This window comes from Rhizobium sp. S152 (assembly GCF_030380735.1).
In the GTDB taxonomy this organism is placed as follows: domain Bacteria; phylum Pseudomonadota; class Alphaproteobacteria; order Rhizobiales; family Rhizobiaceae; genus Rhizobium.
On sequence record NZ_JAUDRZ010000025.1, the window covers coordinates 64,020 to 81,829 of the forward strand.

The following is a 17,810-nucleotide window of genomic DNA, read 5'->3' on the forward strand; positions in this document are numbered from 1 at the left end:
ACGAAGGTATATACTGTTCACACCTCTGCACGATTTCGTCACAAGCAATGGTCGGCAAGAATAGGAACATCGACAAACTGCATTCTGGAGGAGAGTGACGATGTTGCTTGTGAAGTCGAGCGCTGCTGCAATGCTTTTCGCTCTTTTCTGCACCCGTTTTGCCTTTGCATCTCTCGACGGGCATCAGAGAGCAGATTTGATAGAGGTCCCAGAGCAGAACTTCACCGTGACGTTCACCCAGAGCGTGGACCCTGCAGAGTCATCAGCGAGGATCTTTGGGCCAAGCGGTGAGGTTCCGATAATGTCACCCAGATCCGGAGAAAGTCCCGATGAGTTAGTCGTCCCTGTGCGCCAGTGGCTTGAACCAGGTGTTTACATCATCTGGTTTAACGTGGGTTCGCCAGATGGCCGATTTTTCTCGGGAACGACAACTGTCTCAATCCCCTCATCCGTTCCAACTGGCTCTTCCAAGCCGGAGCCAACGGCTGCGGACGCTTATCAAGAGAGATGAGGTCGGCCACCATGGATATGTCCCGACTGAGACGTGCCTCTCCACACAAGTGTGACCTGAACCAACCAACTCGACTACTGGTCGCAGCAAATGACAAAGGACCTGGTGGCCGCGCGTCCAAGCTCCCAGTCGCCATTGCCCAAATAGAGCCCGGCGCCTTTTCATCACCCGCTGAGCCGTTGTCGCTCGCACTACCGTTCCTGGTCGTTATCGTACTATCCACCGTGGTTTTTGCCGAGGCGATGGCACTTGCACCTATTATAGTCGCGGGCCTGGACGACCTACTGCGTTGAATTTGGATACGCCCTGGCCAGCCGGGCACGAATCTCAGGACATCCTCCAAATCAGCGTTTTTCCGTCCAAGCCGTGCGACCGACGTGCGTTGTATTCCTGGAGAAGTTGAAGACCGATCCCATTCACAGGAGCTGTAATGCGCCGCAGCATGTCCCTATTCACGCTGCCCCTAATCGCGGTGGTAGCCCTCTCAGCTGAATCTTTGGCGAAGTCCGCGAGCCCGCCGGTGGCGGTTGCGCCTCAGTACGACACGACACATGTCTATGTCGCCCCAGATCAGGTGGACAGCTTTGTGCAGGCGTTTATCGGCACATTCGGCGGAAAATCTACGAACCAGGTGGTCGCGACCGTGACGCCGACCCCTAGCAGCACAACAAGTCAGCTGCTTCAGACCCCCGTCGGAACCATTTCCTTGTTTGGGTTCAAGACGCCGATCCCGTATCCGTTTGGACTCGAGCGCAACGGCTACCTGGTCAGGGATATGGACGTTGCAATCAAGGCAGCACGGGACGCTGGCGCCAGCGTAATCGTCGAGGCTTTTCCAGATCCTATTGGCCGCGATGCTGTGATCCAGTGGCCAGGCGGCCTGAACATGCAGTTATACTGGCACACCAATCACCGCGCCTACGACGCGTTCGAGACGATACCCGAAAACCGCGCCTATATTTCACCAGACGCCGTGGGGGAGTTCCTCAGAGACTTCCTCTCATTCTCTCATGGCAAGATTGTTGCCGATGAAAGCAATGCGTCAGGTGCAGAGATCGGCAAACCGGACCAAAAGTTCCGTCGCATCCAAATTCGTTCCGACTTCGGACGAATGCTTGTCCTGGTTTCCGATGGTCACTTGCCCTACCCTTATGGCTACGAAACGACCGGGTATGAGGTACAAGACCTTCAGCAAACCCTGGCAAAGGCTGACAAGCTTGGCGTGACAATTCTTGTCCCGCCGCATAGCGCCGGGGATCGCCAGACTTCCATCGTACAATTCCCCGGCGGGTACATCGCTGAAATTCACGCGGTGGCCAAATGAGATCCGCTCGGAATGAACAGGAAACCCCGAGACGCGGAGCCCGTAGTTGGTTGCGCAACAGGACCGTGGCGTTAGCGCTTTTGCCAATCGCCCTGTCTATTTCCCACTCTTACGCATATGCGCAGAGCCCTGCCTCGCCGCCAAAGCGGCCAGCGATTAAGTCCAATCGCTGGCAGGAGGACTGGTCAGTTCTATCGGATCCTAGCCTGAAAACCGAGCCGCTGGACGACCTCAAATATATTCCGCTTTTTCCTGGCGACCCTGACAGCTACGTGTCTCTCGGACTGACACTTCGTGAGCGTTACGAGATCAACACGGCCCCTGGTTTCGGGATTGGGGATGGTGCGAGAGACTCCTACCTTCTCCAGCGGGCCCAAATTCATATCGACACGCATTTCAATGAGAATTGGCAACTTTACACTCAATTCGAGGATGCCCGTGCTTTCGGCAAGCACGACATCGGCGGAGCGGATGAGAACGAACTCGATTTGAGGCTTGCCTTTCTCGGATACTCGCAGACGTTCGACGCAGGAACATTCAAGGCCCGCGTCGGGCGGCAGGATTTTGCTTTCGACTTGCAGCGCTTCGTCTCCTCGCGCGACGGACCAAATGTTCGGCAGTCGTTCGATGCCGTCTGGGCTGACTGGGAAACGGGGCCGTGGCGGATTCTAGGTTTCATCAGTCAGCCGGTGCAATATCGCGACGACGAGCCATTTGACGACACGTCAAACGGGCATTTCACATTCAGCACAATCCGCCTTGAGCGGCAGGTGTTCGGTACCAATGAACTGTCCGCCTACTATGCTCTGTACGACCGGGACGGTGCGCACTATCTGGATGCAGCCGGTGATGAAGAACGGCATGTGTTCGACGTCCGGTTCGCTGGTAACTCCAATAATTTTGACTGGGATGTGGAGGGGATGGGCCAACTTGGCACCGTCGGGTCGAGCGACATCAAAGCCTGGGCGATCGGTGCACGCGTAGGGTACACTTTCACCGATGCCGCATGGACACCAAGGCTTGGCCTACAGTTCGATGTGGCGTCTGGCGATCGGAATCCTGGCGACGGGAATGTCGAAACATTCAATCCGCTCTTTCCAAACGGCTACTATTTCACTTTGGGAGGCTACACAGGCTATTCTAACCTGATCCATCTCAAGCCATCGATTACGGTGAAGCCCACCGAAAAATTGTCGGTCACCACCGCTGTAGGCCTGCTGTGGCGTATGACTACAGCGGACGCTATCTACACGCAGCCAAGTATCCCGGTTGCCAATACGGCAGGTCACGGCAATTCTTGGACCGGTGCATACGTCCAACTCCGGGCCGACTACTCATTCACACCGAACCTGACAGGAGCACTTGAAGCAGTGCACTACAACGCTGGCTCTACAATTCGCAATGCTGGCGGGCATGACGGCAACTACCTTGGAGCCGAGCTGAAATTTTCGTGGTAATAATATTCCTTGTTGAACGACGGCTGCATCGGCCTGGATGGATACGGCCGCAGCCGTCTTGGGATCTCAGCCTTCGTCCTCAGGCACGCCAATGGCAAAACCGTTCAAGGTCATAGAAACAGAGCAGTAGTGCCCCACAAGCCAGATCAACTCTCTGACTCCAGATTCGCCGAACAATTCCAGCGCATTGTTATATACTCGCTCCGGAAGAACGCCGCCTTTGAGCAGCGCTCTAACAACGTCGAGGGCTGCTGCCTCCGAAATTGACAGATCCGCGGGCCGCTCGCCTGCGGACAATGTCGAGAGCCGAGCGTCGCTCATTGCGTGCCTATTTTTTGCGACAGCCGAGTGGGCATATACCTCGTACGCTGCACCGAAATGAGCGCCAACAGCGATGATCGCCACCTGCCGCACCGAATCATCCAAGTGCCTGAAGGCCGTCATCGCCTTCGTAACGGCCCAGAATGCCTCGCCGACCTCGGGCTGATGTAGCCAAACATTCCAAGGACCAAGGAATGCACCGTCGGCACGCGTTGTAACAAAATCCTGATACTTGGCGCCGACACCAGCCTTCATCTCATCGTAGAGAGCCTTCTGTCTCGGATTGAGTTCGCTGGGTGACAGTGGTGGCATACGCATCGTGATCTCCGAGTTCAATGCCTATTGGAAGTCGCTGAAGGGACTGACGCTACTTGAAAAGGTGGAGATCAGCTTCGAGCAAAAGCGAGAAGGTCTTCGGAAAGTCGGTGCTTATGGGTCACGTATAGGGCGTGAGGAGCGCCCTCGTAGATCTTGTAGATGCACCCCGTAATCATCTTGGCGGTGCGATCGCCTGTGACGGCTTTGGGAGCAGTTTGATCATCGTCCCCGTGCACAATCAATGTCGGAACATCGATTGCGGCAATATCAGCGCTGAAATCCGTTTCGGAAAACGCCGTGACGCAGTCGAGTGTAGCCTTGTGCGAGGCCGCATACGCCATCTGCAAGGTTTGAGTGAGCACGCCTTGCGTGACGCATGAGCCGTCGCGATTGCTTCCGAAGTAGTAGGTATTGAAATCCATCAAGAACTGGGCTCGGTCGGCGGTCAGCCCCGCGCGTATGCCCTCAAATACCGCCTTATCGACCCCATCAGGGTTATCCTTCGTCTGCATCAAGAAAGGTGTTACCGAGCTTACCAGTGCAAGCTTTGAGATTGCTTGGGAACCGTGACGGCTCAGGTATCGAACGACGTCACCCCCGCCCATCGAAAACCCGACGAGGGTGACCTCTGAAAGCCCAAGATAGGAGATGATATCCGCGATATCATCCGCAAACGCGTCATAGTTATAGCCGGACCACGGTTGCGACGAGCGCCCAAAGCCGCGGCGGTCATACCCGATTGCACGGAAGCCATTTTGCGCCAGGAACAACATCTGAGATTCCCACATGTCTGCGGTGAGTGGCCAGCCAGGGCACAATAGTACGGGTTTTCCAGCTCCCCAGTCGTTGACAAAAATCTGGTTGCCGTCGCGCGTAGGAATAGTCGTCATGGGTGATCGTCCGGTTGTATCGGTTACCGGTTAGACTAGCCATCGACGAAGCGTACCGCTTGGACGTTCCTATGGCATCTGACCAGATCGAGACATCCAATGATCATCTAAAACGCAGTCGGTTCGAACAATCCGACGTGGATCGGAGCCAGTACGCTCGCGAAGATCAGCAACCCAGCCATCGGAGAATTTGTAATGACCCGATATAGAGAGCGCACGAAAACTACGACGTACGACACCGGCTTTCCAATCGCTGTGATCGGCATCGCCATGCTGACCCTTCTCCTGTTCCTTGCGGTCGGCCACCTGCATGAGGAGAGCCAACCGCGTCAAGCTCGCGTGTTCGTTCCAGTGGCGATTGAGGAAGCCCGCGCAGACTAGGAATCCTTGGCTCTACCTCTCGCTAGTGACTTCAACACACGGAGCATCGCCATGGATTTTGCATTCTCAGATAATTGGATGACAATACGTGGGCTTTCGCAGCCGGAGCGGGCCCAGACGTTGATACAAGTCAGCAGAAGCCTGCACTACGCAGCCCTGCTCTCACGAACCGCTGGTAGACCAGGTTGGTTCGAGATGGAGCAGCTCGGAGATAGCATGCTGCGCGACCACGACCACTTCTTGAAGAGTGACCAAGCCTGCTCGCAGGCCCATCAGGATGCGATGCGACTTCTATCGCGGTGGGAGTGTCAATTCTCAGCTGAGAGTGAAACTTTGCAGTGAGCCTCGCCCTTTTCCTACAACAGCTTACTTAGACTCTCATGGCCGCGCTTTTCTCGCTTCAACCCGTCTCGGAGTGTAGACCTTAATGTCCCAATGCACGCACATGTCGACGATCAAACGTGTAACTCCTAGTAGCTTGGGCTGCCAAGAATGCTTGGAAATTGGTCAGAGATGGGTTCACCTGAGGCTCTGCCGGGAATGTGGGCACGTTGGCTGCTGTGATGACTCCATAGGTAAGCATGCCACGAAGCACTTCCGCACGACGGGGCACCCCATCATTGAAGGCTATGACCCTCCCGAAGGTTGGGGATGGTGCTTTATCGACAACGACTTCGTCGATCTGCCTGACCAAACGCCGCAACGCGGACCTATCCCTCGGTATGTAGATTTCTCAAATGACGACGAGTGATTTAACCTCCCGATTGCCTCAGCTCTTTCCGGCTCTGAGCCCAGCGCACATAGAAATTGCCACTCGGTTCGCCAGCGGTCCCGTGCAGACCTTCTTGCCTCAAGCTAAAATCTCAGATGTCGGTGATCGGGACGTCCCATCTTGGCTCGTACTGTCCGGCACGCTGGAGGCTTACAAACACAACGGACTGTCGAAAGACGCACTCATTGTGTCCCACGAGGAAGGTGAATTCTCGGGTGAAGTCAGCCAGCTTTCTGGCCGCCCTGCCCTTGCTAGCTTTCGAGCCGGATCCGACGGATGTCAGCTCCTACCGTTCGACTCTTTACACCTCAAGGCCCTGATCATCGGCTCCGCTGAGGTGGGCGAGATCATTATGCGGGCTTTCATCCTGAGGCGGGTCGGTCTTATCGATGGTGGAGGTGCCGGGCCAGTTCTGATCGGTACCCCTGGCAATCAACATTTTGTCAGGCTGCAGAGCTTTTTGACCCGAAATGGCTATCCTAATACCGTGCTTAACGCCCAGGAGGATATCGAGGGACGAGCCTTCATCGAGCGTCTCGGTATTCTACCGGACGACCTACCCCTCATGGTCTGCCCAAACGGCACAGTCCTGAAACATCCTTCCGACGCGGAAGCAGCATGTTGCCTTGGTATAACGCCAGAGCTGGATCCCGACAAAATCTTCGATGTTGCAGTCGTTGGCGCAGGGCCTTCAGGTCTAGCAGCGGCCGTCTACGCAGCGTCAGAAGGACTGAGTGTTATCGTCGTCGACGAACGAGCAGTTGGTGGCCAAGCCGGTAGCTCGTCTCGCATTGAGAATTATCTCGGTTTTCCGACAGGCATCTCCGGTCAAGCTCTGGCCGGACGAGCGTTCAATCAGGCCCTGAAGTTCGGCGCGGAGATTGTTCTTCCAGTGACAGTTACTGGGCTCGTTCCCCCTCTCCCAGGCAAGCTTGCCTCTCAACCGCATCGGATTTTGCTTGATGGCGATCGCTCGATCCGCGCTCGCACGGTCGTGATAGCATCTGGGGCCCGATATCCTCGCCCTGCAGTTCCCCACATTGAAGATTACGAGGGCGCAGGAGTGTCCTACTGGGCATCGGCAATCGAAGCGAAGATATGCGAAAACGAGGAGGTTGTCCTTGTCGGCGGCGGCAACTCAGCTGGACAGGCTATCGCGTTTTTGTCGCCGCGCGTAAAGCGCCTCCATCTCATTGTGCGCCGCGATTTGTCGGAGACGATGTCGACTTATCTGATTGATCGCATTGCCGCCCTTCCAAACGTCGATATCCATGTGGGATGTGAACTTGCCGCGCTGACAGAAGACGATCAGCAAGTCTTCAGAACGACTGTGCGCCGTTTTTCTGACAAGGCAGAGCAGAGCTTCGATGTCCGTCGCATTTTTCTCTTCATCGGGGCCGATCCAAACACCGCCTGGATTAAATGCCGGATCTCAACTGACGACAAAGGGTTCATAACGACTGGCTCAGATTTCGGCGACGCGGTTGTCGCAGAACTTGGAAGACAGCGGTTCCCCTTGGAAACCAGCGTTCCAAACGTCTTCGCGATCGGAGATGTTCGGGCGGGGTCGACAAAGCGCGTTGCGGCGGCGGTTGGAGAAGGTGCCGCAGTTGTCAGCGAGATCCATTCAGCTCTCAAGACAATCACATTGGCCACCGCTTCAACCCCTAAACATCTAGGGGTGAAAGTCTGAGAGGTTTACCCTCCGACACCAGGAAACTCTAAGTAGCCAAGGAGCATTAAATGGCATCGAAGGTCGCGGACGTGATGACCGAAATCCTGCATACGGCGGGAGTCGAACGAATCTACGGAGTTGTCGGCGACAGCTTGAACGGTCTGACGGAGTCTCTCCGAAAGCGCGGTGACATCGAATGGGTTCATACACGCCACGAAGAGACAGCCGCCTTTGCCGCCGGGGCCGAAGCTCATCTGACTGGGAAGCTGGCCGTCTGTGCAGGTAGCTGCGGGCCAGGCAACCTTCACCTGATAAACGGTCTGTTCGACTGCCACCGGTCCCGCGTGCCAGTCCTGGCAATCGCCGCTCAAATCCCGTCGGCCGAGATTGGCCGCGGCTATTTCCAGGAGACCCATCCTGACCAACTGTTCCGCGAGTGCAGTCACTACTGTGAGCTTGTCAGTCACCCAGAGCAGCTGCCTACGGTCATAGAGTCGGCGATCCGCGCAGCTGTCGGCAAACGAGGTGTCGCTGTGGTGGTAATCCCTGGTGATGTCGCTCTTTCCGACTTTTCGGCGAAGATTTCCAAGGCGCCCGCCCTCGCCGTCCAGCAGCCGAGCGTGGTTCCCCCAACCGAACAGATTGCTGATTTGGCTTCTCTTCTTGACGGAAGCGCAAAGATCACTCTGCTTTGCGGCCGTGGATGCGACGGGGCGCATGCCGAGCTGATCGCCTTTGCCAACAAACTGAAATCACCAATTGTTCATGCGCTGGGCGGCAAAGAGCATGTCGAGTTCGACAACCCATTTGACGTAGGAATGACAGGGCTGATCGGTTTCTCTTCCGGCTATAAAGCGATGCTGGAGTGCGATACCCTTGGAATGCTGGGAACCGATTTCCCGTACCGACAATTCTACCCCACCGATGCGAAAATCGTCCAAGTCGATATTCGAGCCGAAAACCTTGGCAGACGCGCAGCCTTGGATCTGGCAATCGTTGGCGATGTCAAGTCCACTCTTTCCGCTGTTTTACCCTCTCTGAAGGAACGCACAGATGAGAGGCACCTCACTGATTGCCTAGCTGCTTACAAGAAGGCGCGTGAAGGACTGGATGATCTGGCCACCGGACGGAAGGGCGGCAAAATTCATCCGCAGTATGTCGCTCGCTTATTAAGCGAGCACGCGTCCGACGATGCGGTATTCACCTTCGATGTCGGCACCCCTACCATCTGGGCCGCGCGATATCTGAAAATGAACGGGAAGCGTCGATTGATCGGCTCCCTCGTCCATGGATCTATGGCCAATGCTTTGCCCCAGGCGATCGGCGCACAGGCTGCGTTTCCCGACCGGCAAATCGTCAGCATGTCTGGAGACGGCGGCTTCGCGATGTTGATGGGGGATTTCCTTACGCTTGTGCAGCAGCACCTACCGGTCAAGGTGGTGATCTTCAACAATTCGACCCTTGGCTTCGTTGCAATGGAGATGAAGGCGTCCGGCTTCCTGGAGACTGGCACCGATCTTCAAAACCCCGATTTCGCGGCGGTAGCCCGAGCAGCCGGTGTTCACGCGATCCGAGTTGAAGACCCTACGGAGCTTGAAGCTGCAGTAAAGGAAATACTGGCTCATCCAGGTCCCGCGCTACTCGATGTCGTAACGAACACCGAAGAGCTATCGATGCCACCAAAAATCGAGGCGGCTCAGGTAAAGGGGTTTGGCCTTTGGGCGATCCGAGCCGTGATGAACGGCAGAGGGGACCAGCTTGTCGACCTAACGGTTTCAAATTTCCTGTCGCGCTGAGCTAGGAAGAACGGTTCCTCAGGGCAATGCGCTCGCTGGAAAAACGTGAACTATGGATCTGGGAAGAGCCCGGGTAACCCCGGGCTTTCCTTTTCAACTCTTGAGATCGGAAGACTTCCAGCGCTTCAGTCCAGCTTGCCTCGCGCAGCGAGGACGAGTACCTTCAATTGCTCAGCGTCATGGACGCCCTGACGGTACAGCTCGATAATTATTGCAGCAGAACGGGTCATTTCATCGGATTCTTCCGCAAATCCAAATTCGGCTTTCACCGCTGCCAGCACCTGGTCGCAGGTCGCCAGATCGTGGCTGTCCAACGCGCGATCGCGTTCGTTTGCTCGATTGTGCACAAAAGTTCCTCCCCTATGACATAAGTCCTAGCAGGAAGCTCGACGGTAAGAAAATCACCTTCGGGTGAAACAGGAAATCAGTAGGCAAAAGAGGTAGCGAAAGCTGCTAGTTGTCATCGTTCGCAGATGTTCAGGATTCAGGCCACCCGGTCGGATTGTCATTTCGAGCCAATCTTATTGCTGCTCGAGAGAATGGGGGTTTCCGGGGTACGCGTCCGCCAGTTGCCAGCAACACCGGCCTGCACACCCAGCTTGAAAAGACTGGTCATGTAGTCGGTGTCGAACTGCGACCTCTTCTGCCCGATAAAGTCATCGGGTATCGCCGTGTAGAACAGCTTGGCATTGCCTCTCGAAGTCAGCGCCTCCAATCGGTTGAGATCAGCGACACCTTGATACTTGATCATTGTTCCGATTGCCCTCTGTGCCAAAGGCAAAACGGTATCCGGAGATGTCTGGTACTCCGGATTTAGCTGGCCGTTGCGTATGACATAAAGGGTTCTCTGCCGGGTATGCGAGAATGCGCTAAGCTCAAAGTTGTCGAGACCAATCTCGGGAGGAGCAAAAAAGACTTGTGCAGCGACGCCACCGTCAACATGCAGTTCCTGGTAAACCTTCCCGTCGGAAGCTTGCACCGGGATTTTAACCGGTGGAAAAATTGCCGGTATCGCCGCCGAAGCCAACAGGATCTTCACTACCAGCTCTCGCCGGTCCTTACGATGGCTCGCACAGATTGCGGATACATCCCAGACCACCGGCCGTTCAGCGTCGATATTTGTTGTCTGAACGAGCAGGCGTCGGCCGAGTTGGTATTCCCTTGAGATAGCATCAAGAACGTCTTCAGTGAGATAGTCCGTCACTAGACCTCGCAGCGGTGAGCTATCATAGAACGCATCCCCAAAGATCCCGAAAACACCACGGCTGCGCATAATCTGGCGGTCACCATACTTCGTGTAGATATCCTCAAGTTCACGATCGTATTTCTGCCCAAGAAAGACAAACGGCGCCGCCAGCGCACCGGTGCTCACACCCGTAACGACTTCGAACTGCGGCCGGTCGCCTCGCTCGCTCCACCCCTTGAGAAATCCCGCCCCGTACGCACCGTTGCCGCCGCCACCTGAAATGGCCAGGTAATCAGCCCTCCGCAGCGACCCAGTGCGTATTCCCTTCGCTGCGGCTCGGCGTATTTGCTGGAACTGAAGAGTTACAAGGCCGCGAAGTTCAGGGGTCACCTCGTCACCCCAAAAGCGGGCCAGCGGAGGGAAGGCCAGAATTGCCTTGGTTTGCTGACTTTCTGTCATAGTCGCTCGGGGCGGCCCGACGCATGCAGAGAGGCTGGAGAGTGAAAGTAGCCCAAAGGCTACTGTCCTGAGGTAACTTCGGCATGACATTCGTGGCATCAGCCCTGCTCGCGATTCCTGGATTGGAATGATTGACCAATGGTCCTGATCGCGGGGACTGCGTTTAGCCCGGGAGGATATCGTCGCCTGATCAGCTCATCGCAGCGAACGTTATCAAAGCCCCTCAGCCCCGCTTGAACAATCCAACTGAAATCTCGCGCAATCATGATAGTCCAGCCGCAGTAAAAGAACGTTGTCTGCCAGGCATTGGTCAGGAGTTCCTCTGCTCACCGCGGGCTTGCCTTCGCCACGGCCACTCACCATCGATTTCCGCTTCAAGCGAGAAACTTAGGAAGGTGCGGATGAGAACAATTAGCCCCAGAATTCCAACGCTGGTCCAGGTCAACGGCGAAACGATCGTCGCGATAATATCCGCACCTATGAGGATTTCTAACCCAAGGAGAATTCCTCGTCCCAGGTTCGCTCTGTATCGAGAGTAGGCCTGATCGTCGGTTTGATTGAAAAGGTCTCTCGCATAACGGATGGTAGCGAAGAGCACACCACAGACAATCACCACCACTCCGAAGATTTCAAGAAGCGACGCCAATGGTTCAAGCACTGGAGCGATCAACCCGACTATTCCGCCGCGTGGTATTGCTCCTTCCATGACTCGCGTTTTCTCCGAACCTTGCTCTTCTCGTAACTCATACTCAGTCGGAGCCGCGGCGTATTGAATGAATGTACTGCGGAGGGGACGAGGTAGCGTCTCACTCTGCCGTAAAGGCACACCATTGAAGGCACTGTCGTCAAACTGCGCTCTGCCAAAAACACACACCTCTTCTTCAGCTTAACGGCATAGCTTCGATTGCCCTGGCCTTACTCCCGGATGCGTTACGCAATAAGGGTTGGCCGACGCCTTTACGCAGAGAATAAGAGCGACCTCGCCTTCTAGGAGCGGTTTGCAATTCGGAAAACGGCGCGAGTGCCGTTAGACGTCGCAGAGCTGTTTTCCGCTCCATTCCCGAACTATTTTTGGGCTTTAATAATAAGGACCTGACAACTTTTAGGGGAATAATGCACAATTGAAATCACCCACAATATCCCTGATTCTCCCTCCGCAAGCTAAAATCCAGAAAGTGGAAGTCCAGCATGAAGCCGTATACGCGCTCCATAATCGAACTGTTCGACGGCAAGAAGCGCTTTCTTATTCCGCTCTATCAACGCCAATATGCTTGGAAGACCAACCCTCAATTGGAGCTGCTTTGGGAAGATATTGTTCGGGCGACTAATCGCCTCCGTGCTGACAGGGCGTCTCTTTCACCTCATTTTATGGGCGCGATTGTCATCGCCCAAGTGAAGACATTCGGAAAACAAGTTCAGGCATACGAGATCATCGATGGCCAACAGCGCCTGACCACATTCCAGATTCTCCTCGCAGCACTTCGGGACGTTGCTGCAAAGCACGGTTCGCGATACGCCGCCGAACTTCAGAAGTATGTTCTCAATGATGGCGTGATGGAGCATGAAGGCGTCGAGCGCTACAAGCTCTGGCCATCACTTATGGACCGCCGCTCCTTTGTGGAACTCATCGACCCGAAAACGGACCTAGACGGTATCGCTCCTAAGCCGATTGATGAGGAGGGTTTCGTGAGGCGATCAGTGGCAGCTCATGCGTATTTTCGAGAGAACATCGAGTCGCATGTGAAAGTCGATGGAAATTTTGACGAGCACACCTTCGAGATTTTGTTCGAGGCTTTGAAGGAAGGGCTAGCGGTCGTTTCCATCGAACTTGAAGGCGGAGACGATCCGCAGACCATTTTTGAGACCCTCAATAGTCGTGGCGTTGACCTGAGTCCTGGCGACCTGATGCGCAACTTCATTTTTCAGCGAGCGAAAGGGATGGGACAGAAGGATGGATCCCTAATCGTTGACGAGCTTTACCGGAAGCATTGGCTGCCATTAGACCACGCGTTCTGGAGTCATTCCGCGTCGAGAGGCAGGCAAACCAGTCAACGCCTCGACTGGATGTTGACAGACCACCTGTCGATGCATCTGGCAAACATCGTTTCGATTGAAACGTTGTTCGAGACGTACCGTCGTTGGATCCTCAACGAGAAACCATTCTCCGATGTTGCGACCGAACTAGCGTCGATCACGGCAACGGCTGAAGTCGAGCGGAAGCTTTTCGAGCAAGACAAGGCCGATCCTCTTGGCCGCTTTGGCGTTTTTGCCGAGGCGTTCGACGTTTCCACGGCGATGCCCCTGGTAATTTACCTCGCGACCGAGGCGAATCTAGGTGATCGGCTGAAGGAAGCGCTCGATGCCCTTGAGAGCTATATTCTGCGCCGTGACATCTGTGGCCTAACGACCAAAGCCTATAATCGCTTGTTCGTGGGAATCATTGATCGAGTACGAAAGGCAGACGGCGATAAGATCGCAGCGCTGATTGAGACACTATCCGCGCGGGAATCCGAGACAGACCGCTGGCCCGATAACGAAGAGTGGAAGCAGGGTTGGCTTGGGCGTGACCAGTACAAGGGGCAACGGCAGCCGCGGCTCCGCTATATTTTCGAGGCATTGGAGCAGCGCAAACGCACCAAGCTTAACGAAGATATCGAGATCAAGTCGAGCCTGAGCATTGAGCATATAATGCCGCAAGGCTGGCAGAGAAACTGGCCTATCCCTGGATATGACACACCGCCCGAGGATGATGCCGAATACATATTCCGTACCGTCGAGCGTGCAAATGCAATCAACAAGTTGGGCAACCTGACTCTTCTGACTCAGGGGTTAAATGCAACGGTATCGAATGGACCGTTTTCGGTGAAGATGCCCGCTGTCCGTTCCAACTCTAGCCTTGCCCTTAACAGAGAACTCAACCACGTCGACGAGTGGAACGAGGATACGATCAAGGCCCGCGGATTGGCACTATTCGAGGTCGCCAAGCAGATCTGGGCCGAGCCAATGACAACAAAGTCCAACTCTCTGACGACTTCTCTAGTCGGTGGCGAAGCCGCCGAATAGATCAGTGTAGTAAGCTGTGCCCCCCAAACTTAGGACCACGCAGATGGCTTTTGACTTTAAGAACGCGACCAGATCAGATCTCAAGAAAGAGTACGACCGGATCGCGAAGGACATGGGTGATGATCAGTTCTTCACCAAGAAAGAACTGAACCATCTGCCTGAGGTACTAGGCGATGGGGAGCAGGTGCTGGCTTTCACTTCCGGCCTCATGGATGGCAATACATGGCTGATCACACTTACCGACCGTCGGATCATCTTCCTGGACAAGGGCATGATTTTTGGCCTGAAGCAATCGAGCATCAACCTAGATAAGGTGAACGCGGTGAGCGGCGAGACCGGCATCATGTTCGGAGCCATCAGAATTGAAGATGGCGCAACACAGCGGGAGATACGGAACGTCTGGAAAAAGACAGTCGTTAAATTCGTAAACAAGATGCGTGATGCCCTTGAGGCCCGTCGGCATCCAACAGCTGCAGCTGCGGCCCCAGCTAACGATGTCGTCTCAATACTGGAAAGGCTGGCAGCGCTGAAGGCTAACGGTGTGTTGACCGCTGATGAATTCGACGCGCAAAAAGCAAAGCTACTGGCGGGCTGAAGTGTGGCTCTTGTGGCATTAGTAGGTATAGCGATCGTCGCGGTTATTCTCTACTTCTGCGTTGGGATCGCTGTCCGTTTCCTTTGGGAGTGGTGGATACTAGTTATCTCCACCCCAACACTCATTGGGGTCGGTCTTCTGTCCGGTTGGATCGGAGCGGCTGTGTCTCTTGTCCTGTGGCTGTACACCCTCTCAGCGAACAATGATTGGCATTCGAAGGCGATTTACTTCGCCGGGGCTGAATGGATTGATCGGAAGTTCAACTTTTCCGACGTCTGAGCCTACGTTGCTGTGAGGTTCGGATTTCGGGCCGCAGCAAATGTGCCTATCGTTGCGACCCTCAGCGATCTATAGTAAGCGTCCCTGAGCGCCGTCGCTTGCTGCCGAGGTTTCAAGCTCGCCTCGACGTCGCAACTCGTATTCTGCGCTGAATCGGACATCGGCGTCACGATCCCCTGCGAACACTTTCAGTACGGTAGTATCCAACCGGTCCCATGTCTTGCCACGTTCGGCGCCTGAGGGGACCCGGGGAAGGAGGCCAGGTTCGCTGCTCCAAGCCATCAATTGCTCAAAATTCGTTTCATTAAGCAGCTCTCTGAGGTGATGTGCGGTAACGTACGCATCGGGCATCGCGCGATGCGCTGGGAGACCTACAGAGTGGACCAGCCCCTTTGGCATACGTTGATAGCGTAGCATCTGATTGGAAAACCTTGATAGGTGAGGCCATACCCGTAGGGCGCACTTCCAGGAACAAATCCACGCAGCCCCGGTAAATCTTGGCGTACAATAGCGCTGCTCGAATGCCGCGCGATGTGCAGCCAACGCCAGCACTCCACCTTCTGGCCGCAAAACACTAGAGGCGACCTCCTTCCAAAACCGCGCCGCCGCAACCTGTTCGTCCAGAATGTGGTGAACCGCCATTGTTTCAGGAGAGATTGGCCGCCCTGGATTTACCAAAATGACCCGCACGCGAGCGATTGCCGTTGACGATGAGGTGCTATCGTTGATCTCGACCAGCATAGGACGCTCGTTTCAGTTAGCCTTCTAGGTTCGGACTTATGCCCAAACGCGAGCAGATCGCCAATGCAGCGAAAAGCCCTTGGAGTCGCGGCCAAGGGCTTTTCTGTGCCAATCCATTGACAGAGAACGTCACTGAGTTGCTGAACAGACGTCCCAGGTGGCTAACCTAGTTGCGACTTATCGGTTCCGAAAAAGTTCTTGGAAATGCGCTGGAGATGCCGTTGACGGTGGATCGAACGTTTCCAGTGCCCGCCGGGCTTCCAGAGCGTTAAGAGCCCGGCCCAGAGCTTTTCGGGCCCCCGCCTGCGCTGGTGAAAACAGAAGCCTTGTCTGCGGCACTCGAAGAGGCAGATCGAATGGTCGATGTTCTGAACCTTGGTGATGTAAACAGGCGAGGCCAACTCCATCGCTGGCGTTAGAGCCCCCGCTAGGCCTGGCGGCTGATCTTCCCTCTCCACCGTTCATGCCGAACATCGCTGATGCGTGGAGCATTGCTTAGGCTGGAGGCAACGCAGGCATTGGACGCCGAACGACACTTCATAAATAGTCGACGACAGCTTTCGACCAACTTTAGTTGCCACTTCCGCGCAAACCCTGTTGGGTGGTCGTCACCTTAAGCAGATTAAGGTGCGCAGTCGGTGATGACGGTCGTCGTTACGCCGCCACACGGTTTCGGCCGCCCCGCTTTGCCCTGTATAACGCGTCGTCGGCCCGGGTCATCACCGCTAGTAGATCCTCTGAACCGGACGCAACCGCAATGCCGATGCTTGTCGTCAATGCCATCCGCCTTCCGCTCCAGACTACCGGCTCACCCGCCAGTCGCTGTCGTATCTGATCGGCTCGCCAACACGCGTCGTTAACGTCAGAGGTCGCCAACAGAATACCGAACTCCTCACCGCCGATCCGAGCGATAAACTCATCCTTTCCAAGAAGTTCGCTGGCTCGATCTACAAATGTCTTCAGGGCCACATCGCCACCAGTGTGGCCGTAGGTGTCGTTGATAGACTTGAAGTGGTCGAGGTCCGCTAACAGCAATGCTCGGGCATTGAGAAGGTGACCGTCGGGGAACTTGCCCATGAGGCCTACTCTGTTCAAAGCCCCGGTCAGCTGATCAGTGACGGCGAGCCGCCGCAATTCGTCCCTCGCCTGCTCTTCCATGATGGCAAAAAGCCCGACGACAAATGCGTTATTCAGGACGAAGTCGCTAGCGAGGATCAAAATGGACGAAGCCCGGCTGTCCGGATATGCGAGATCCAGGAAGAGCGACACCACATAGACCGGCGCGTAAGACAGAAGCACCCAGCCAACAGCCTTTCGAGCGAAACCATGCCCTTGGCGCAAGAAGTAAAGTCCGGTCACAGCAACATTGATCGCGAGTAAAGCGGTGGTGAATATGTTGGCGCCTGTTCTTGCGCCAATCGACGCCAAGACGACATGTCCAATGAATGTGGCTACGGGTGCAGCGGCAAGTGTCCAATGAAACGGCGGTCTCCCGTCCAAAGCTCGCGCCCCGGCCCACGTCAGTGAGATGTTTATCGACACCGCAGTCAGCAGCAGCGCAATACCAACGCTGTCTCTCGTCAGCGTGAATCCATAGACGGCTGCCGAGACCAGTAGCAGACTGGCCGCCCAGAGAAGGAGGTGTGTTTCTCGTCGACGATACCAGAGTGCTAGCAGCATACCTCCGTAACTCAGGTTAAGCAGCGCGTTGCAGAGATGTATGGTCGCGTAGTCTAGGGACATTGCTCTTGGGAGGCCTTTCAAGTTCCGGCAAGCTTATCCGGTCAGCCTTAATAAAGCGTCGGTCCGGCCTAGTGAGATCGCTAGGCGCAGACTTCTAGTCGTGGCGCAAATGCCGTCGATACGCCCCTGAATTGGAGTGTTCAAGGCTGTCGAGATCGCAACTCGGACAGGTTGGGCGCTCGTTTGGCGTTTCGTTGCCCGCATCGAGAAACCGGAAAGATCGCTGCGTCCACCATCCCCGTCGTGTCCGGTTGACACAAGCTGCGACCTCATGAGGCAAACTTCGAGGACAGAGAACA

Annotated in this window: 16 protein-coding genes; 9 read left to right on the forward strand and 7 right to left on the reverse strand. The window is 55.4% G+C overall.

Annotation, left to right across the window (positions count from 1 at the left end):
- Window positions 1-100 precede the first annotated feature (100 nt).
- The 3 genes from QTL95_RS16845 to QTL95_RS16855 all read left to right on the forward strand — a co-directional run bounded on the left by QTL95_RS16845 (window position 101) and on the right by QTL95_RS16855 (window position 3,292).
- On the forward strand, window positions 101-511 hold the full coding sequence (locus QTL95_RS16845; protein ID WP_289721083.1) for a copper resistance protein CopC: 411 nt from the start codon (window positions 101-103) through the stop codon (window positions 509-511).
- Window positions 512-941: 430 nt separating this feature from the next.
- Window positions 942-1,835 carry a glyoxalase gene (locus tag QTL95_RS16850; RefSeq protein WP_289721084.1) on the forward strand — a complete coding sequence of 298 codons (894 nt, stop codon included), beginning with the start codon at window positions 942-944 and terminating at the stop codon, window positions 1,833-1,835.
- Window positions 1,832-3,292: an alginate export family protein gene (locus QTL95_RS16855; RefSeq protein WP_442981302.1), complete on the forward strand. Its 1,461-nt coding sequence runs from the start codon at window positions 1,832-1,834 to the stop codon at window positions 3,290-3,292. Before QTL95_RS16850 ends, QTL95_RS16855 begins: the two co-directional genes overlap by 4 nt.
- Before the next feature lie 66 nt (window positions 3,293-3,358).
- Here QTL95_RS16855 and QTL95_RS16860 read toward each other — a convergent pair whose 3' ends face one another.
- Together QTL95_RS16860 and QTL95_RS16865 are read right to left on the reverse strand one after the other, a co-directional pair.
- Entirely contained in the window at window positions 3,359-3,931 is a 573-nt protein-coding gene (locus QTL95_RS16860; protein ID WP_289721085.1) for a carboxymuconolactone decarboxylase family protein, read from the reverse strand.
- Window positions 3,932-3,999: 68 nt separating this feature from the next.
- Window positions 4,000-4,821, reverse strand: coding sequence for an alpha/beta fold hydrolase (locus tag QTL95_RS16865; RefSeq protein WP_289721086.1), 822 nt, complete (start codon window positions 4,819-4,821; stop codon window positions 4,000-4,002).
- A 195-nt stretch (window positions 4,822-5,016) separates the two neighbouring features.
- On the opposite strand from QTL95_RS16865, the gene QTL95_RS16870 reads away from it, so the two are divergent.
- The 4 genes from QTL95_RS16870 (at window position 5,017) to poxB (ending at window position 9,445) form a co-directional block, all read left to right on the forward strand.
- Window positions 5,017-5,202 carry a hypothetical protein gene (locus tag QTL95_RS16870; protein ID WP_289721087.1) on the forward strand — a complete coding sequence of 62 codons (186 nt, stop codon included), beginning with the start codon at window positions 5,017-5,019 and terminating at the stop codon, window positions 5,200-5,202.
- A 427-nt stretch (window positions 5,203-5,629) separates the two neighbouring features.
- The gene (locus QTL95_RS16875; RefSeq protein WP_289721088.1) at window positions 5,630-5,953 is read left to right on the forward strand and encodes a UBP-type zinc finger domain-containing protein; all 324 of its coding nucleotides are present in this window, start codon (window positions 5,630-5,632) and stop codon (window positions 5,951-5,953) included.
- Complete coding sequence (locus QTL95_RS16880) at window positions 5,940-7,667, forward strand: FAD-dependent oxidoreductase (protein ID WP_289721089.1); 1,728 nt, start codon at window positions 5,940-5,942, stop codon at window positions 7,665-7,667. The genes QTL95_RS16875 and QTL95_RS16880 overlap by 14 nt, the downstream gene beginning before the upstream one ends.
- A 50-nt stretch (window positions 7,668-7,717) precedes the next feature.
- Window positions 7,718-9,445: a ubiquinone-dependent pyruvate dehydrogenase gene (gene poxB, locus QTL95_RS16885; protein WP_289721090.1), complete on the forward strand. Its 1,728-nt coding sequence runs from the start codon at window positions 7,718-7,720 to the stop codon at window positions 9,443-9,445.
- Between the two features lie 125 nt (window positions 9,446-9,570).
- Here poxB and QTL95_RS16890 read toward each other — a convergent pair whose 3' ends face one another.
- From QTL95_RS16890 to QTL95_RS16900, 3 genes are all read right to left on the reverse strand, one after another.
- Window positions 9,571-9,792, reverse strand: coding sequence for a hypothetical protein (locus QTL95_RS16890; protein ID WP_289721091.1), 222 nt, complete (start codon window positions 9,790-9,792; stop codon window positions 9,571-9,573).
- A gap of 158 nt (window positions 9,793-9,950) precedes the next feature.
- The gene (locus QTL95_RS16895; RefSeq protein WP_289721092.1) at window positions 9,951-11,090 is read right to left on the reverse strand and encodes a patatin-like phospholipase family protein; all 1,140 of its coding nucleotides are present in this window, start codon (window positions 11,088-11,090) and stop codon (window positions 9,951-9,953) included.
- A 310-nt stretch (window positions 11,091-11,400) separates the two neighbouring features.
- Window positions 11,401-11,796: a DUF1622 domain-containing protein gene (locus QTL95_RS16900; protein ID WP_289721093.1), complete on the reverse strand. Its 396-nt coding sequence runs from the start codon at window positions 11,794-11,796 to the stop codon at window positions 11,401-11,403.
- A 482-nt stretch (window positions 11,797-12,278) separates the two neighbouring features.
- Between QTL95_RS16900 and QTL95_RS16905 the strand changes: the two genes are divergently transcribed.
- Together QTL95_RS16905 and QTL95_RS16910 are read left to right on the forward strand one after the other, a co-directional pair.
- Entirely contained in the window at window positions 12,279-14,153 is a 1,875-nt protein-coding gene (locus tag QTL95_RS16905) for a DUF262 domain-containing protein (protein WP_289721094.1), read from the forward strand.
- Window positions 14,154-14,196: 43 nt separating this feature from the next.
- Entirely contained in the window at window positions 14,197-14,748 is a 552-nt protein-coding gene (locus tag QTL95_RS16910; protein WP_289721095.1) for a PH domain-containing protein, read from the forward strand.
- A 348-nt stretch (window positions 14,749-15,096) separates the two neighbouring features.
- Here the strand turns inward: QTL95_RS16910 and QTL95_RS16915 are convergent, their stop codons facing one another.
- Window positions 15,097-15,768, reverse strand: a complete 672-nt coding sequence (locus QTL95_RS16915; RefSeq protein WP_289721096.1) for a DNA polymerase III subunit epsilon — start codon at window positions 15,766-15,768, stop codon at window positions 15,097-15,099.
- Window positions 15,769-16,422: 654 nt separating this feature from the next.
- A complete protein-coding gene (locus QTL95_RS16920) occupies window positions 16,423-17,196 on the reverse strand; it encodes a GGDEF domain-containing protein (protein WP_289721097.1) in 774 nt (257 codons plus the stop codon).
- Window positions 17,197-17,810 lie beyond the last annotated feature (614 nt).

Bases quoted from the DNA above. Each gene is read 5' to 3' on its own strand.
- QTL95_RS16845 (WP_289721083.1), top strand. From the start codon at position 101: ATGTTGCTTGTGAAGTCGAGCGCTGCTGCAATGCTTTTCGCTCTTTTC.
- QTL95_RS16850 (WP_289721084.1), top strand. From the start codon at position 942: ATGCGCCGCAGCATGTCCCTATTCACGCTGCCCCTAATCGCGGTGGTA.
- QTL95_RS16855 (WP_442981302.1), top strand. From the start codon at position 1,832: ATGAGATCCGCTCGGAATGAACAGGAAACCCCGAGACGCGGAGCCCGT.
- QTL95_RS16860 (WP_289721085.1), bottom strand. From the start codon at position 3,931: ATGCGTATGCCACCACTGTCACCCAGCGAACTCAATCCGAGACAGAAG.
- QTL95_RS16865 (WP_289721086.1), bottom strand. From the start codon at position 4,821: ATGACGACTATTCCTACGCGCGACGGCAACCAGATTTTTGTCAACGAC.
- QTL95_RS16870 (WP_289721087.1), top strand. From the start codon at position 5,017: ATGACCCGATATAGAGAGCGCACGAAAACTACGACGTACGACACCGGC.
- QTL95_RS16875 (WP_289721088.1), top strand. From the start codon at position 5,630: ATGTCCCAATGCACGCACATGTCGACGATCAAACGTGTAACTCCTAGT.
- QTL95_RS16880 (WP_289721089.1), top strand. From the start codon at position 5,940: ATGACGACGAGTGATTTAACCTCCCGATTGCCTCAGCTCTTTCCGGCT.
- poxB (WP_289721090.1), top strand. From the start codon at position 7,718: ATGGCATCGAAGGTCGCGGACGTGATGACCGAAATCCTGCATACGGCG.
- QTL95_RS16895 (WP_289721092.1), bottom strand. From the start codon at position 11,090: ATGACAGAAAGTCAGCAAACCAAGGCAATTCTGGCCTTCCCTCCGCTG.
- QTL95_RS16900 (WP_289721093.1), bottom strand. From the start codon at position 11,796: ATGGAAGGAGCAATACCACGCGGCGGAATAGTCGGGTTGATCGCTCCA.
- QTL95_RS16905 (WP_289721094.1), top strand. From the start codon at position 12,279: ATGAAGCCGTATACGCGCTCCATAATCGAACTGTTCGACGGCAAGAAG.
- QTL95_RS16910 (WP_289721095.1), top strand. From the start codon at position 14,197: ATGGCTTTTGACTTTAAGAACGCGACCAGATCAGATCTCAAGAAAGAG.
- QTL95_RS16915 (WP_289721096.1), bottom strand. From the start codon at position 15,768: ATGCTGGTCGAGATCAACGATAGCACCTCATCGTCAACGGCAATCGCT.